Annotated in this window: 10 protein-coding genes; 4 read left to right on the top strand and 6 right to left on the bottom strand. The window is 60.2% G+C overall.

Features of this window, described 5'->3' with window-relative positions; genetic code table 11:
* Position 1: 1 nt before the first annotated feature.
* From oxyR to GWQ27_RS16010, 4 genes are all read right to left on the bottom strand, one after another.
* On the bottom strand, positions 2-898 hold the full coding sequence (gene oxyR, locus GWQ27_RS16025; RefSeq protein ID WP_021138222.1) for a DNA-binding transcriptional regulator OxyR: 897 nt from the start codon (positions 896-898) through the stop codon (positions 2-4).
* Between the two features lie 159 nt (positions 899-1057).
* Complete coding sequence (locus GWQ27_RS16020; protein WP_265433366.1) at positions 1058-2698, bottom strand: methyl-accepting chemotaxis protein; 1641 nt, start codon at positions 2696-2698, stop codon at positions 1058-1060.
* 224 nt (positions 2699-2922) lie between these two features.
* On the bottom strand, positions 2923-3558 hold the full coding sequence (locus GWQ27_RS16015; RefSeq protein ID WP_275907765.1) for a DsbA family protein: 636 nt from the start codon (positions 3556-3558) through the stop codon (positions 2923-2925).
* Between the two features lie 82 nt (positions 3559-3640).
* Complete coding sequence (locus GWQ27_RS16010; protein WP_275907764.1) at positions 3641-4501, bottom strand: Vmh family MBL fold metallo-hydrolase; 861 nt, start codon at positions 4499-4501, stop codon at positions 3641-3643.
* Between the two features lie 128 nt (positions 4502-4629).
* Here GWQ27_RS16010 and GWQ27_RS16005 point away from each other — a divergent pair, with 128 nt between their 5' ends.
* Positions 4630-5529 carry a LysR family transcriptional regulator gene (locus GWQ27_RS16005; protein WP_059111480.1) on the top strand — a complete coding sequence of 300 codons (900 nt, stop codon included), beginning with the start codon at positions 4630-4632 and terminating at the stop codon, positions 5527-5529.
* A 67-nt stretch (positions 5530-5596) separates the two neighbouring features.
* Here GWQ27_RS16005 and GWQ27_RS16000 read toward each other — a convergent pair whose 3' ends face one another.
* On the bottom strand, positions 5597-6373 hold the full coding sequence (locus tag GWQ27_RS16000; RefSeq protein ID WP_275907763.1) for a BPSS1780 family membrane protein: 777 nt from the start codon (positions 6371-6373) through the stop codon (positions 5597-5599).
* A 176-nt stretch (positions 6374-6549) separates the two neighbouring features.
* Between GWQ27_RS16000 and GWQ27_RS15995 the strand changes: the two genes are divergently transcribed.
* Both GWQ27_RS15995 and GWQ27_RS15990 read left to right on the top strand, forming a co-directional pair.
* Positions 6550-7404, top strand: coding sequence for a hypothetical protein (locus tag GWQ27_RS15995; protein WP_275907762.1), 855 nt, complete (start codon positions 6550-6552; stop codon positions 7402-7404).
* 47 nt (positions 7405-7451) lie between these two features.
* Complete coding sequence (locus tag GWQ27_RS15990; RefSeq protein WP_275907761.1) at positions 7452-8276, top strand: peptidoglycan DD-metalloendopeptidase family protein; 825 nt, start codon at positions 7452-7454, stop codon at positions 8274-8276.
* A 96-nt stretch (positions 8277-8372) separates the two neighbouring features.
* Here the strand turns inward: GWQ27_RS15990 and GWQ27_RS15985 are convergent, their stop codons facing one another.
* Positions 8373-9710, bottom strand: coding sequence for an MATE family efflux transporter (locus tag GWQ27_RS15985; RefSeq protein WP_275907760.1), 1338 nt, complete (start codon positions 9708-9710; stop codon positions 8373-8375).
* Between the two features lie 155 nt (positions 9711-9865).
* Here GWQ27_RS15985 and mscM point away from each other — a divergent pair, with 155 nt between their 5' ends.
* Entirely contained in the window at positions 9866-13147 is a 3282-nt protein-coding gene (mscM, locus tag GWQ27_RS15980; RefSeq protein WP_275907759.1) for a miniconductance mechanosensitive channel MscM, read from the top strand.
* Positions 13148-13153: the final 6 nt, after the last annotated feature.

Raw genomic sequence — 13153 nt, 5'->3', positions numbered from 1 at the left:
GTCAGCCGAGCAGGCTCTTCATCAGACTGGAAATGCGGGAGGCCAGCTCGTTGAAGCAGGGCCTGCGTACCGAGTAGTGACGATAGAGCAGTGAGATGGTGCGCCCCGGCACTGGGTCGACCACAGGCCGATAGCTGACGCCGCCCTCCTCGGCATTGGCGGGTACGGCAAGCCTGGGCACCAGGGTCATGCCACTGCCAGCAGCGACCATGTTGCGCAGCGTCTCCAGACTGGTGCCCTTGAAGCGTTGATCCTCACCGATGCCGGCGGCAAAACAGAATCCCATCGCCTGATCCCGCAAGCAGTGACCATCGGCCAGCATCAGCAGTTTTTTGCCCTTGAGATTGCTGAGCGGCACAGCCCTGGCCTTGGCTTCCGGGTGGTGCTGCGGCACCGCCAGCCACATGGGCTCCTGATAGAGGGGGATGGAGCCAAACCCTTCCATGCCGTCCAGCTCGGCGAGGATGAGGCAATCCAGCTCTCCCTCCTCCAGCCGTTTGAGCAGCAACTGGGTCTGTTCCTCATAGAGGTAGAACTCCAGCTTGGGAAAATGCTCGCGCAGATCCTGAATGATGTGGGGCAACAGATAGGGACCAACGGTGGGAATGAAGCCGATATGGATCTCGCCAGACATGGGCTCGGCAAAGTGCTGGCCTATGTTCTTGAGTTCACGCACCTCTTTTAGCACCTTGCGCGCCTGATGGGCCATGGCATCACCGGCCGGGGTAAACAGCACCTTGCGCGAGGTACGCTCGATCAGGATCACCCCCAGTTCATCTTCCAGCTTGCGCAGCTGACCACTCAGGGTCGGCTGGCTGACGAAGCAGCGCTCCGCCGCCTTGCGAAAGTGCTTCTCCTCTTCCAGTGCCACCAAATACTCGAGATCGCGAAGGTTCATACATCCAGAATCCTGCCAACCAAATGGGCCATTAGCATGCCCAAGAACGGCGAGAGGGACAAGGGATGGTGGCAGAGCAGGAAATCAGGCCTGACTAAAAACAGAGCGGGCCCGAATATGGGATCCGGACCCGCTCCATGGATTGGTGTCTCCCGATGATCACACCCGGAAGCGGCGAACCATCTCCTGCAGCTGGTTCGCCAGGTGATTGAGGTCGTTGCAGGCTTGCGCCATCTGGGTCGCACCGGCCGCCACCTCTTCCGAGGCGTGGCTGATGTTGACCACGTTGCGGTTGAGCTCTTCGCTCACCGCCCCCTGCTCTTCGGTTGCGGTGGCAATCTGGATGTTCATGTGGGAGATGCTCTCTACCGAATTGCTGATCTCCGAAATGGACAGTCCCGCCTCCCGGGCTGTGCTCACGGTGGAGTTCATCATCTCCTGGCTCTGCTGCATGGTAGTGCCAGCCTGCTCGGCCCGCTGCTGCAGCTCGGCGATGATGGTGTTGATCTGGGAAGTGGAGTCCTGAGTGCGTTTGGCCAGGGTGCGCACTTCATCGGCCACCACGGCAAACCCACGGCCCTGCTCACCAGCCCGTGCAGCTTCGATGGCGGCGTTCAATGCCAGCAGGTTGGTCTGCTCGGCTATGCCACGAATGACCTCCAGCACCATGCCGATATTGCGGCTGTCATCGCCGAGCTGGCGGATCACCACTGCCGTGCTCTCGATGGCACCGGCCACCTGCTCAATGCGTTTGATGGAGTCGTTGACGGTATTGGCTCCCAGCTCGGCGGAGCTGCTTACCTGAGTCGCGGCACTGGCGGCGTCACTGGTATTGCGGGAGACCTCCTGCACTGTGGCCTGCATCTCGTTCATGGCGGTGGCCAGCTGGTTCAGCTCATGCTGCTGATTGTTCATATTGCTGGCGGATTGACGGGCGACGGCGCTTATCTCTTCCGCCGCTGAGCTGAGTTGCACCACAGAGCCAGACACCTCGCTGACCAGATTGCGCAAATTTCCCTGCATCTCGCCAAACCCCTTGGCCAGCTTGCCCAACTCGTCGTTATTGAACCACTTCAAGTCGAGGTGAGCAGCCAGGTCCCCCGCTGCGACCTTGCCCACCAGCTCCAGCAATTTGTTGACCGGTTGCTTGATCTGCTGGGTCAGATACCAGGCCACCAGCACCACAAAGATCAGCGTCACCAGCCCGATGGCCATACTGAGCTGCTTGGCGGACTCGTATGTCTGATCGCCGTTTCGCTCCATCGTCCGCCCAATCCGATCATTAATCTCATGCAAAGTCGTGGTGAGCTTGGTCGCCTGCTCCAGGGTTGTGCGCGTCAAGCCGTCCCGATAATCCCCTATGCGGGCACTGTCGTTCTGCATCACAGCCTGATAGAGCTGATCATGGGCACTGAAATAGGCCTCCCCTGCTGGCTGCAAGGCTGCATATGTCTGCTCTTCATCGGTCGCATTGAATGTCAGGCGCCCATAGTCAGCCACAGCCTTGGCAAAACGCCCTTTTGCTTCAGTGACGCTGTCGTTGCGTCTTGTGATGTCGGCGCTGTCATTGTTGGCACGGGCGATCACCATGGCCAACTGGGCTCTGCGTGCATCCAGCAAGGCTACCTGCATCTGACTTGCATACCGAATGGAAGGTACCAGATTATCGGTAATGAGCTGGGTATTGTTGTTCAGGTAGGAGAGCCGGGAGATCCCGAAGCCAGCCAGCACAAACACAAGCAGCGCCAGCACCGCAAACCCTGTACTCAACTTCTGACCGATAGACATATTTTTGAACATGATTGATATCCTTGGCAGCTGGACGCAAACCCGTGGAGCCACACTCCCGAGCAACTTCCCATAAAGCATAGCGTGATGAGTGCAAGCGGATGATTTTCAAACTATCCGTCAATCGATATATCGTCATATCAGCCAAGGCCTCGGCGCAGGGCGGGTAGATGAAAAGCGACATCTCGCCACCAAGCCCCCTGCTCATCCTGCGCCTCAACAGCAGGGTAAGGAATTCAACGTCCCATCAGCTCCCGGAGCTTGCGAGCAAATGCATCCGGTTCCCCCAGGAAGGACGAAGCCGACACAGGTGTCACTTTGGCACCCTGCACCAGACCCAGAGTGGGATAGCCCTGACCGCCGAGGCGGCGCATCCAGCCCTGGCTGTCCGCCAGATGAGTGGTCAGATCCACGTTCTGATAGGCATCAGCAAATGCAGCTGAGTCAATGCCCTGCTCTGCCGCCAGACTGCTCAGGTGCGCGAGGGAACCGACCCAGATGCCATCGCGATAATGGGACTGCTGGATGCGATGAAGCAGGGCCAGGCCATTGCCACCCAACGCCGTGATCGCCAGGATGGCACGGATGGGCGGTTCTGAATCGAGCAAGAGGCCATCACTGAGCAGCAAGTCGTTGAAGTAGCGCTCGCCGAAGGGCTGGCCGGTAAGGGCCTGGATCCGCTCGTCATGAGGGCGAACGTAATCGCGCAGTGCCAGGCCCATGGGCTGGCGACGCTCGCCAAGCCAGAGGCCGCCGGCATGGAGTTCAATGCGAAGGCCCGCTATCCCGGCAGCCGCTTGCAGCAAGGGGGCTGCGCCATAGCACCAGCCGCAGAGGGGGTCATATACGTAATGCAGGCTTGTCTCTTTCATGTGATTCACTCTCGATTGTCTGGCTAAAAAAAACCGGGCCCCAGGGCCCGGCAAAAAACACAGGGAAAGCAGGCTCAGTGGCTTACCACTTCATTTCGCCGGTGTTGACCTTGGCGCCGATGGCCAGGCCGTCATCGACCGGCAGGGACGGGAAGGCTTTCTTCATGCTTTCAATCAACTCGCCAGAATTCTTGGATGTGGCCAGCTCCTGCTCGAAACGCTGTACGTAGTCACGGGTAAAGGTCACGGCTTCGGTTCCCTTGGGCTCAGTGCCCAGGAAGTGGCCCGGTACGACGCGCTCGGGCTTCATCGCCTGCAATTCGTTGAGGGTCTTCACCCAGTGAGCACGGGCTTCCTTGGTCTGGCTGTCCGCCATCCACACGTGAACACCGTGATAAACCGGTACACCACCGAATGCGGTCTTGATGGACGGCGCCCAGAGGTAAGCGGTCGGGGTGTTCATCTCTTTGATTTCAATCTTTTCCCCTTCCAGGGTCAGGTGGTTGGCCGTCAGTACCTGAGGTACTGTCAGGCTCTTGGGTGAACCTTCGCCCAGTATGGGTCCCCAATAGGTCAGCTTGTCATCTTTGGTCTTGTTGATGTGGTCGATCACATGCTGGTCTGCCAGCACTTTGACGCCAGGGAATGCAGCCAGGATGGGCTCCAGACCGAAGTAGAAATCGGGGTCACCCGCGCTGATATAAACGGTAGTCAACTGCTTGCCGCTTTTCTTGATCATGTCGACCAGGGCCTGACCGTTCTTCACATCAAACTGGGCGTCAATCAGAATGGCCTCTTTGTCGCCAGCCACCAGGGAGGAAGAGACCGGGAAGATCGCCTTCTCGCCCGGGTTGTAGACAGTCACGGTCAGGGGGCCCGCCAGGACAGCGCCACTCAACAGGGTGGTAGCCAGGGTCAGATTGCGGATCAGGGTATTGTTCATCGGGTATTCCTTATCAAGTCATCGGGTGGTTCATCAGATAGACACAGTTTATTGGATCATTAACGGTACAAATACAGCATAATAAGCGCATCACTGTTGCATTAATCGAACATATAGAGGACCTGCACATGGATCGACTGACCGCATTACGGGTCTTTGTCAGCGTAGTCGAACAGGGCAGCCTGAGTGGCGCCGGGGAGAAGCTGGAAATGTCGCGCGCCATGGTGACGCGCTATCTGGCGGAGCTGGAACAGTGGATGGGGGCTCGTCTGCTGCATCGCACCACACGCAGACTGAGCCTGACCGGCCCGGGGGAAGAGGCACTGAACCGGGCCAGAGCCATGCTGGCGCTGGGGGAAGAGATGGAGCAGATCGCCATCCGGGGCGATGAGGCTCCCAAGGGACAACTGCGTATCACCAGCAGCTACTCCCTATCGGAGGCCCTGCTGGTGGGGGCTGCCAATGACTACCTGGCCCAGTATGCGGGTACCGCCATCGATATACTGCTGCTGGACCGCACCGTCAATCTGGTGGAGGAGCGGATCGACTTGGCCATTCGCATCACCAATGATCTGGATCCCAACCTGGTGGCCCGCCGGCTCGGCACCTGCCACTCAGTGGTCTGTGCCAGCCCGGCTTATCTGGCAAGGCACCCGACTCCACAGAAAGTGCAGGATCTCGCCCTGCACAACTGCCTCACCTACACCTATTTTGGCAAGAGCCTGTGGGAGTTTCAGGGGCCGGCCGGACCGGAATCTGTGCCAGTCAGCGGCAATCTCAGCGCCAACATCTCCAACCTGCTGCTGGAGGCCACCCTGGGCGGGGCAGGCATCAGCATGCAGCCCCGTTACTCGGCGCAACCTTATCTGGAAAGCGGTGCTCTGGTGCCCCTGCTGAGCCAGTGGCAACCCAAGCGGCTCGGCGTCTACGGCGTGTATGGTACCCGCAAACAGATGTCTCCCCTGCTACGCAGCTTCCTCGATTTTTTGGTGGTCAGAATGGGGGCCGACCCCATGTGGCAGGAGTAAAGCGACGTCATGCAAAAGGGGCCCGCAGGCCCCTTGTCACTGTATATCCCGGTCAATTGTAGCCGGATCAGGCTTCAAAACCGGTCAATGGCGCCTCGGACTGAGCCTCCTGAGCCACATCCAGATAGATGTCCCGATATGCCACATAGATGGAGTAGTTGAGGGCCGGTATCACCACCAGCAGGCCAATCAACATCAGGGCTGCGCCAAACAGCATCAGACCAGCCGTGATCAGGCCCCACCAGAGGAAAGGCCACATGTTGGTGAGACAGCCCCTGAAACTCAATCTGGCTGCCTGCAATATGCCCATATCGTGGAAATAGATGAGGGCGGGTGCGAAGGTGATGGCCATCAATACAGGGATCAGCAGCGCCAGTCCCAGCAACAGACAGAACAAGAGCCCTTGCGCCTGAGCCACGCTCACCACCATGGATTCGGGATCCTGGGTCAGCAGGGAGGTCAGCCCCCACATGGAGAGCAGCCCCAGGCAAATGAGGCCGATCAGGGTGAAGAGGGCCAGCACCAGCAGGCCCCCCAGCATCAGCGGAGTCAGCTTGTTGCGAAACCCGGCGAAGAAGTCGGCAAATTTGAGCTCATTTCCCTCATAGCCCCGATGGGCCACGACCACCCAGCCAGCACCCCACACCATATAAAGCAACTGGGAGATGAGGCCGCCCGCAGGCAGGCGATCCAGCAGCAGACCGACCGCGAACCAGATCAGGACCATGGCGACGCTGATACCCATGCCCTTGTTGAAAATATCGAAACCGGATCGCACCCAGACCCAGCCACGCCCGATGGGGTGACGGGCGGGTTCGGCTCGCAGGGGGGACAATCCATTCATAACGTTTCCTCAGATGATAAAGGGCTGGCTGCCGATTCTAGAGCCATGGGCCGACTGACTCAATGGCGGTGACCATAGGCGAGCACTTCGCATGTCATGGCTGCTTGTATCAGGCGTTACAGTTATCATAAGAGACCCCCGCACCAGGGGCATTCACTTATTCAAGAGAATCCAAGATGCGTAAACTTCATCTGGCACTGATCCTGCTGGCCTCACTGCTGCTCAACCTCTGGCAATGGCAGGCCCAGCCTGCCACCGCAGGCCATTCCCAACCCGAGCCCGATGCAGCCCCCCGGACAGCGCAGTGCGATGGGGCTGCAAACCCGAACGCCAGCCAGAGCACGGGCCAGAACCTGATGGCCAAGCTGCCGGGCAAAAGCGCTCAGGGGGAGCCGGCCACCGCTCAGGAAGCCATTCCCCCCAATCCGGAGCTGGAGGCCGCCATCAGCCAGTGGAGCCAGTCCAGCGACGGCTCTGTGCTGATCGAGCGCCTCTACGATGCAGAGCAGGGCCGCCATCTCACCACGGTATTCGACCGGCTGGACGTAGTGGAAGATGTGCGCGGTCAGGTACAGGAGCTGTTGCGCGAGCTCTACCGCCTCGGCTTCGATCACCCCGATGCCTATGAGCAGGAGAGCCAGCGGATCTGGAGCAATATCAGCAACCTGCTGGGTGAGGATACCCGCACCCGGCTGGAGCAGGATCTCTACTCGGGTGACATCAATCGGCTGCTGGAGATCCAGGGCCGGCTGGCGGAACGCGGCGAGCTGCTGGCCCCGACCCAGCGCCAATCCCTGACGCGTCTGCTCAGTGATGCCAACCAGCAACTGTCCCAGCAGGAGAGTGGCGATGCCAGTACCTATCTGGAAAACCAGAAGGCCTATACCCAACGCGTGCTGGAGAGCAGCCGTACCTTCCTGAACCCGAGCCAGCTGAAAGTGCTGCAAGAGATGCTGGAGCTGGATCTGGTGCGCCAGGAGGTCTCGGTCCAGATGGAAGCCATCTACCAGCACTTCCAGCCAGCCTCCTGATGCCCTTAACCTTGTTCGTTTGACCCAACCCATAGCGTGGATCTGTCATGAGAGTCGTTTGTTGTCTGTTGTTGCTATTGGCCAGCCAGTCCGCCCTCGCCGAGGGATTTATCAGCCGTCTGCTCAACCACCCTGTGCCCGGCGGTGTGGCCGTGGTACCGCTCGGGAATGGGCTGCAGGCCCCCACAGTCCGCTATCAGGACAAGCCTGTGCTGGTAGTGCGAGAGGATGGCCAACGCTGGATTGCCATCGTCGGCATTCCCCTCAAAACCCCGCAGGGAACCCAGCAGCTGACGGTCAATGATGGCCGCCCCCTCAGCTTCACAGTCACGCCCAAGCACTATCGCGAGCAGCACATCAAGCTCAAGAACAGCCGCCAGGTCAATCCGCTGGCCGAAGACATGGTGCGCATCAACCGCGAACTGGCCGAGCAGACCCGGGCCTATCAGACCTTCAGCCCCACCCAGCCCAGCAATTTGCTATTCGACAAACCGGTCAAGGGGCCCCTCTCCAGCCCGTTTGGTCTGCGCCGCTTCTTCAATGGCGAGGAGCGCAACCCCCACTCAGGACTCGACTTCGCGGTCGGTGCCGGCACCCCCATCAAGGCACCGGCTGCTGGCAAGGTGATCCTGATTGGCAACTACTTCTTCAACGGCAACACAGTGTTCGTCGACCACGGTCAGGGGCTCATCAGCATGTTCTGCCACATGTCTAAGATCGATGTGAAGCTCGGCCAGAGCCTGCCCCGCGGCGGCATAGTCGGTCGAGTCGGCGCAACCGGCCGTGCCACCGGCCCCCATATGCACTGGAACGTCAGCCTCAACGATGCCAGGGTCGATCCCGCCATCTTTATCGGGGCCTTCAAGCCCTGACTCGAGACAGCCAATCCAGTGCATCAGCCGTGATGAACAGAACGGATAAAACAGAAAAGGCAGCCAAGGCTGCCTTTTCTGTTTTGGGGACATAGCTCAATGGGCGGGGACGTGCAATCCCGCTTCTTTGCGCATGGCGCGCCACATCACCAGCACCAGCACAGTGCTGCAAGTCGGCAACGCCAGCCAGACACCTGATACCCCCCACAGGGAGGAGAAGCCCCACAGGAAGCCGCCGATCAGCACCAGCTTGCCGCCGGTGAGCAGGGAGGCGATGCGCGCCCGGTTGATGGCCTGGAAGTAGGTTGCCCCCACCAGCAGCAAGCCCTCCATCGGCAGGCCCCAGAAGTAGAGCCAGATGCCGAGGCTCGCCACCGGCAAGAGGGCTGCATTGTCGCCGGCAAACAGGTAGACGACCCCCTCAGGCCACAGATAGAGCGGGATCATGCCGCACAGCGCCACCAACAGGGTGACCCCCAGCGCCAGGTTGCGCACCCGCAATACCCGTTGCCAGTTGCCCGCCCCCGCGTTGAAGCTGGCGATGGGCTGTATGCCCATGGCGATCCCCTCGAAGATGAGATAGAAGAAGGCTTCGCTATAGCTGATGACGCCATAGGCTGCCACGTGCAGCGAGGTGCCCACCGCCAGCAGCGCCTTGTTGTGCATCGCCAGCACCACCGACAGGTAGAGGTACATCAGAAAGCTCGATATCCCGAGGCGCAGTGTCTCTCTCATCAGCCGCCAGTTCGGCGTCAGGGTATCCCAACGAATACGCAACTGGCTGCGAGGGGTGAAAAAGTGCCACAGACAGAGTCCGCCGGTCACGGCTTGAGATAGCATGGTCGCAATGGCCGCCCCCGCCAGTGCCCAGGGAATGACTGCCATCAGCAAATAGTCGAGCAGCACGTTGAGCACGCCACCGCCGACCAGGATCCAGGTGGTGAGACCCGGTCGCCCGTCGTTGCGCAGCAAGGCGGTAAATGCCATGGAGAGCACGGCAAATACCCCGAGCAAGGCATACCAGCGCAGATAGGCCATGCCGGCGTTGAAGATCTCCCCCTCGGCTCCCATCCAGGAGAGCATGTCCTCACCATAGCGAATACCGATAAAGGTGAGCACGGCCGAGGCCATCAGCACCATCACCAGCGCATTGCCGACGATGTGACGTGCGGTTGCCTGCTCCCCCTTGCCGAGGTAGAAGGAGGCGAGCGACGAGGAGCCCATGCCGATCAGCGCCCCCACCGCATAGAGCACGGCGCAGATGGGATACGCCAGCATCATGCCCGCCAGTCCGTCCTGACCCAGGATATGGCCGACGAAGATGCCGTCTATGGTGACATAGATGCCTGTGACCAGCATGGCGGCCACGGTCGGCGTGACGTAGCGCAAAAACAGGCGAGAGAGTGGGGCCGTGCCCAGATCGACTGCAGACATAAGATGCTCAAAGGAGGGAGAAACGGCCAGAATCATAGCCAAACAAGGCCAGGATCGCCCGTTATTTATGTTACAAATCATTAATATGGAAAACTTTACCCGCTCCAGCCCCTGCTTTAGGCTAGGGCGACCTCTCATGAACGGAAACGTGCGCCATGTTGCAACGCCTGCTCTCTCTGCTGCTGCTCTCCCTCTCTCTCTTCCCCCTGCTCGTCCAGGCCGATGACGCCATCACCCAGGTAGAGGAGTTGCTGCAGAGCGTCCCCAAGACGGACACCCCGGAAAACCAGAAATTGCGGGAGAGTTATCAACAGGCGCTGCAGTTTGCCCGGGAAGCCCAGCGCTATCGTGAGCAGGGCAAGGCTTATCAGCAGATCCTGATTGATTACCCCAAGGAGTCGGCCCGCCTCAAGGAGAGCCTGCACAACTACCAGCCCCAGTCCCGCCCGTCCCTCTCCTCCCTGAAAGAAGAAGCCCTGCGCCAGGCCATCGGCCTGAGCAGCAACCGTCAACTCAACCTGCGCAAGGAGCGTCAGGCGGTGATGGACAGCCTCAACCAGTTGGAGAGCACGGGCCAGGAGTACCACCTGAGGGTCGACGAGCTGCGCAAGCAGTTGCAGCAGACCCGTACCCTGCTCGACCGGCTCAGCTTCAGCAGCGAGTCGGATCGCCAGCAGGATGCCCAGCGGCTGGCCACCCGCCTCAAGGAGCAGAGTCTCGCCGACCGGATCCAGATGCTGGAGCTGGAGCAGCTCTCCGCCCAGCAGCGCAACGATCTCGGCAAGCTGAAGTTGCAGGAGCTCAATCTGGCCATCACGGATGAAGACGAGTGGCAGGCCAGCCTGCTCAACCAGCAGAACCAGCTGCGCCGCGACAAGACGGAGCAGGCGCTGGCCGAAAGCGAGCGGCTGCGCAAGCAGCTCACCTCCGACATGCCGCTGCTGCTGGAGCAGCAACAGCAGAACCAGGCCCTCTCCATCCAGCTGGGTGCGCTGGAAGATCAGATAGAGCGGGTGCAGGACGATCAAAGGGCCATCGACAAGAACCTGTCGGCCCTGAACGATCTGGTCAATTCGGTGCGGGAGCAATTGGAGTGGCTGCAGATCAGCAACGCCTACGGCGAGAACCTGCGCAGCAAGCTCTCCGACCTGCCCGCCTACTTCCCGCTCGACAAGCTGGAGTCCGCCATCGTCAACGCCCGCATGGCCAAATACCAGTACGAAACCGAGCAGGATGCCCTCAAGGATCCGCGCCAGATGCGCGAGCGGCTGATGGCCACCGACGAGGTGGCGCTCGATCGCTCCCAGCAGGCGGTGCTCGACAATCTGCTCAAGGCCAGACGGCAACTGCTGACCCGTCTCAATGACGCGTCCGACAGCCTGATCCAGGAGCAGACCCGCCTCAAGCTGCTCTACAGCCGCCAGAACAGCAAGATCGACGAGATCCGCGACCTCAGCGCCAGCCACCTGTTCTGGATGCCGGATGTGCGTCCGCTCACCCCGACCGTGCTGCTCGGCATTCCGGCGGCCCTCGGCCTTGCCTTCAACCCGACCAACTGGCTGCAACTGCCGCAAGCCATCGCCGAGAACAATCCCATCACCCTCACCCTGGCCGGTATCGGCATACTGGTGCTGGCCTGGTGCTGGTTCAAGCTCGCCCGCCACCTGACGCATTACAGTCAGCACATAGCACCGCGCATCGGCAAGGTGACCCAGGACAAGTTCAGCCTCACCAGCCGCCTGCTGGTGCGCTCTTTGCTCGCTTCCCTGCCTCTGCCCGCCATGGTGCTGATGGTGCATGGCCTGCTCGACGGTGCCTGGCAATACCCTTTCGCGGTGGCGGTCGCCCGGGGTCTGAGTGAAATCTGGTTCCTGCTGCTGGCACTCTTGATGGCGCGCCACCTGACGCTGGAAAAAGGGATACTGATCCTGCATTTTCGCTGGCAGAAAGAGTGGGTGCAGAAGGTGTGGAGCCAGTTTCGCACCCTGCTGCTGGTGATCATCCCCAGCTTTTTCGTGCAGGGCATGGCCAACAGCTATCAGGAACACGCTTTCTATGACTCCCTCGGCCGGATGGCGTTCATCGTTGGCGCCCTCTGGTTGCTGCTGTTCTTTGCCCGCCTCAACCGGGAGCGACTGCCGCTGACCTGGGGTCAGGCCGACATGAGCAAGCCCCATCTGCTGCACCACTTCATCTGGAACAGCCTGATGCTGGCCCCCCTGCTGGCGGTGATCGGCTCCCTGCTCGGCTACTTCTACACCTCCCGCATCCTGCTGCGTCAGCTGGAGCTCAGCCTGCTGATGGGACTCGGCTGCCTGCTCATCTACTATCTGGCCCACCGCTGGATGCTGATCCAGCGCCGCCGTCTTGCCTTCGATCGGGCCAAAAGCAAACGGGCCGAGATACTCGCCCAACGCGGCCGGGAAGAGGGGAACGACGAGCTCAGCTCCGAGATACCGGACGTGGTGGAAGATACCGAGCTGGATCTGGACACCATCAGTGCCCAGTCGCTGGGGCTGGTGCGCACCCTGCTGATGCTGGGATTCACCATGCTGTTGGTGGTGCAGTGGTCCGAGCTAAACTCGGCGTTCAGTTTCCTGCGCAGCATCGAAGTGTGGCACGTCACCAGCAAGATTGGCGGCATAGAGCAACTCTCACCCATCACACTGCAGGATCTGATGCTGACGGCATTCACCTTCATACTGACGGTGGTCACTGCCCGCAACCTGCCGGGCCTGATGGAGCTGACCCTGCTCCAGCACCTGAGCCTGTCCCCGGGCACAGGGTTTGCCATCACCACTGTCACCAAGTACATAGTGCTGGTAGTGGGGGCGCTCAGCGGCTTCTCCATTCTTGGTATCGACTGGTCCAAGGCGCAGTGGATGGTGGCAGCCCTCTCCGTCGGCCTGGGTTTCGGCCTGCAGGAGATCTTCGCCAACTTCGTCTCCGGCCTCATCATACTGTTCGAGAAGCCGATCCGGCTCGGCGACACTGTCACCATCCGCGAGCTGACCGGCACAGTGACCAAGATCAAAACCCGCGCCACCACCATAGTGGACTGGGATCGCAAGGAGATCATTGTTCCCAACAAGGCCTTCATCACGGAGCAGTTCATCAACTGGTCGCTCTCTGATTCCATCACCCGGGTCAAACTGCGCATCCGCATCGGCCTGACTCAGGATCCCAAACGGATACAGACCATTCTGGAAGATTCGATCAAGGCCTCCACTCTGGTGCTGGAGACCCCCACCCCCGAAGTATTCCTGATCGAGTTCACCGATTCGGCGCTGATCTACGAGATGCGCCTCTATGTGAACAGCATGGATCACCGCATGCCCATCACCCACGAGGTGCACTCGCTGGTGCTGGAGAAACTGCAGCAACAAGGTATGGGACTGCCGCACCAGCAGATCGATATTCGACTTAGCCGCGCCTGATCGGGA

The sequence above is a fragment of the Aeromonas sp. 5HA1 genome, from assembly GCF_029237245.1.
GTDB classification, from domain to species: domain Bacteria; phylum Pseudomonadota; class Gammaproteobacteria; order Enterobacterales; family Aeromonadaceae; genus Aeromonas; species Aeromonas salmonicida.
The sequence above is the reverse complement of the archived record's forward strand: the minus strand, read 5'-3'. Positions and strand labels throughout refer to the sequence as shown.

What these genes read in the sequence shown, in the direction of transcription:
- GWQ27_RS16015 (WP_275907765.1), bottom strand. Translation starts at nt 3,558, where the DNA reads ATGAAAGAGACAAGCCTGCATTACGTATATGACCCCCTCTGCGGCTGG.
- GWQ27_RS15995 (WP_275907762.1), top strand. Translation starts at nt 6,550, where the DNA reads ATGCGTAAACTTCATCTGGCACTGATCCTGCTGGCCTCACTGCTGCTC.
- GWQ27_RS16005 (WP_059111480.1), top strand. Translation starts at nt 4,630, where the DNA reads ATGGATCGACTGACCGCATTACGGGTCTTTGTCAGCGTAGTCGAACAG.
- GWQ27_RS16000 (WP_275907763.1), bottom strand. Translation starts at nt 6,373, where the DNA reads ATGAATGGATTGTCCCCCCTGCGAGCCGAACCCGCCCGTCACCCCATC.
- oxyR (WP_021138222.1), bottom strand. Translation starts at nt 898, where the DNA reads ATGAACCTTCGCGATCTCGAGTATTTGGTGGCACTGGAAGAGGAGAAG.
- mscM (WP_275907759.1), top strand. Translation starts at nt 9,866, where the DNA reads ATGTTGCAACGCCTGCTCTCTCTGCTGCTGCTCTCCCTCTCTCTCTTC.
- GWQ27_RS15990 (WP_275907761.1), top strand. Translation starts at nt 7,452, where the DNA reads ATGAGAGTCGTTTGTTGTCTGTTGTTGCTATTGGCCAGCCAGTCCGCC.
- GWQ27_RS16020 (WP_265433366.1), bottom strand. Translation starts at nt 2,698, where the DNA reads ATGTTCAAAAATATGTCTATCGGTCAGAAGTTGAGTACAGGGTTTGCG.
- GWQ27_RS16010 (WP_275907764.1), bottom strand. Translation starts at nt 4,501, where the DNA reads ATGAACAATACCCTGATCCGCAATCTGACCCTGGCTACCACCCTGTTG.
- GWQ27_RS15985 (WP_275907760.1), bottom strand. Translation starts at nt 9,710, where the DNA reads ATGTCTGCAGTCGATCTGGGCACGGCCCCACTCTCTCGCCTGTTTTTG.